Origin of the sequence: Scandinavium sp., assembly GCF_051650185.1 — a bacterium.
In the GTDB taxonomy this organism is placed as follows: Bacteria; Pseudomonadota; Gammaproteobacteria; order Enterobacterales; family Enterobacteriaceae; genus Scandinavium.
The window spans coordinates 1-1,917 of record NZ_JBOFIN010000072.1 but is presented as its reverse complement, the minus strand read 5'-3'; the positions used below and the strand labels follow the sequence as shown (position 1 = coordinate 1,917).

At 56.1% G+C, this 1,917-nt stretch carries 2 protein-coding genes; both read left to right on the top strand.

Translation table 11 applies throughout. The annotated features are described in order from the left end of the window. Nucleotides 1-107: 107 nt before the first annotated feature. Nucleotides 108-377 (top strand): 30S ribosomal protein S15, encoded by a 270-nt coding sequence (gene rpsO / locus ACRCWW_RS09180; RefSeq protein WP_438682140.1) that lies wholly within the window; start codon nucleotides 108-110, stop codon nucleotides 375-377. A gap of 233 nt (nucleotides 378-610) precedes the next feature. Then, nucleotides 611-1,917, top strand: a 1,307-nt coding sequence (pnp, locus tag ACRCWW_RS09175) for a polyribonucleotide nucleotidyltransferase (RefSeq protein ID WP_438682139.1), incomplete at its 3' end; no start/stop codon positions are given.

Below are 1,917 nucleotides of genomic sequence, written 5' to 3'. Positions count from 1 at the left end.
TCCCGTTGAAAAAGTTGCTAGCCGGGGGCGGCTGTGACAGAATGCCGCGTCCCATTTCCCCGCTGAATTAGTGATCGGCGGGGAATCACTTAAACTGGAGAATCACTATGTCACTAAATGCTGAAATCAAGGCGCAAATCGTTGCTGACAACGCTCGTGGCGCTAACGACACTGGCTCACCTGAAGTGCAAGTTGCGCTGCTGACTGCCCAGATCAACCATCTGCAAGGTCACTTCGAAGTGCACACTAAGGACCACCACGGTCGTCGCGGTCTGCTGCGCATGGTTTCCCAGCGTCGCAAGCTGCTGGACTACCTGAAGCGTAAGGACGAAGCCCGTTACGTGGCTCTGATCCAGAAGCTGGGCCTGCGTCGCTAATCGACATACGGTTCTTAAAAAAGGAGGCGCAAGCCTCCTTTTTTGTTTCCAGTTTTGGGCCTCAGCATCGCCGTGGTTGGCGAACGACACTGTCTCTGACTGCCTTTTGTGATGTGGTGTTCGTATTCCGGCGATATATTTGGTCATTACGCGACGGTTATTCCCGTTTGTTTCGATATTCAGATATAATCTGCCGCGAAATTTAGCGACCCAAACAGATAAAGGAAATTCACGTGAATCCTATTGTAAAGACCTTCCAATACGGTCAACACACCGTAACTCTCGAAACTGGCGTCATGGCACGTCAGGCGACTGGCGCCGTCATGGCCAGCATGGACGACACCGCTGTATTCGTTACCGTTGTCGGCAAGAAAGAGGCCGTTCCTGGTCGTGACTTCTTCCCGCTGACCGTCAACTATCAAGAGCGTACCTATGCGGCTGGCCGTATTCCAGGTGGCTTCTTCAAGCGCGAAGGCCGTCCGAGTGAATCAGAAACGCTGATCTCCCGCCTGATCGACCGCCCAATCCGTCCGTTGTTCCCGGAAGGTTTCCTCAATGAGGTTCAGGTGATCGCGACCGTGGTTTCTGCGAACCCTCAGGTTCCGACTGACATCATCGCCATTCTGGGTGCGTCTGCGGCGCTGGCCATCTCCGGCATTCCGTTCAATGGTCCTATCGGCGCTGCCCGCGTCGGTTACATCAATGGCCAATATGTACTGAACCCGACCAACAACGAAACCAAGCACAGCGATCTGGACCTGGTTGTTGCCGGTACCGAAGCCGCCGTTCTGATGGTTGAATCTGAAGCCAAGATCCTCTCCGAAGAGACCATGCTGGGGGCGGTTGTTTACGGTCACGAACAGATGCAGACCGCCATTCAAGCCATCAACGAATTTGCCGCTGAAGTCGGTACCAAGGCATGGGATTGGCAGGCTCCGGCGGTCAATACCGCTCTCAAGAACAAGATTGCCGAGCTGGCAACTGCTCCGCTTGGCGAAGCCTATCGCATCACCGAGAAGGCGGTGCGTTACGAAACCATCGCTGCGCTGAAGCAGAAGGTTGTTGAGCAGATCGTCGCCGAAGACGAGACCCAAGATGCCAAGCTGGTTGGCGAGATGTTCCATGCGCTGGAAAGCGAGATCGTGCGTGGCCGCGTACTGCGTGGTGAGCCGCGTATCGACGGTCGTAACCCGCAAATGGTCCGTGCCCTGTCCATGGGTACCGGTCTGCTGCCGCGCGTGCACGGTTCTGCACTGTTTACCCGTGGTGAAACTCAGGCGCTGGTAGCCTGTACCCTGGGTACCGAGCGCGATGCTCAAAACCTGGACGAACTGGCCGGCGAGCGCACCGACCGCTTCATGCTGCACTACAACTTCCCGCCGTACTGCGTCGGTGAAACGGGCATGGTTGGTTCTCCGAAGCGCCGTGAAATCGGTCACGGTCGTCTGGCCAAGCGCGGTGTTCTGGCGGTTATGCCGACTGCGGAAGAGTTCCCGTACACAGTGCGTGTGGTCTCTGAAATCACCGAATCCAACGGTTC